Below are 278 nucleotides of genomic sequence, written 5' to 3'. Positions count from 1 at the left end.
CACGGAAGTTGAACTTCTTGGTACCCAGGGCGCTGAAGCTCAGCGTGGAACCGTCAGTTAGCTGCGCCAAGTCCTTATCCGAGTTGGCGTCTATAAGAGTTATAGTTGTAGATCCTTGAGGATTATCTGTTCCAACTTCTGGCTCACTGGTTGGAGGAGTTGGAATCGGCTCAGGAGTTAATTCTGGTTCTGAAACGGTTGGGGCGGATATGGTGGAGGAGGTCATGTCGGCCAGCGTGTTGGCTGACGTCCCCACCCGTATGTTGTCGATGTAGAGC

General features: G+C 52.5%; 1 pseudogene. It reads right to left on the bottom strand.

Features of this window, described 5'->3' with window-relative positions:
• Nucleotides 1–278: pseudogene (locus C8E01_RS21800) on the bottom strand (hypothetical protein); the annotation flags it as partial.

It is taken from the genome of Pontibacter virosus, from assembly GCF_003096355.1.
Lineage (GTDB): Bacteria > Bacteroidota > Bacteroidia > Cytophagales > Hymenobacteraceae > Pontibacter > Pontibacter virosus.
Note: the sequence above shows the minus strand (reverse complement) of the source record. Positions and strands in the feature narration are given on the sequence as shown.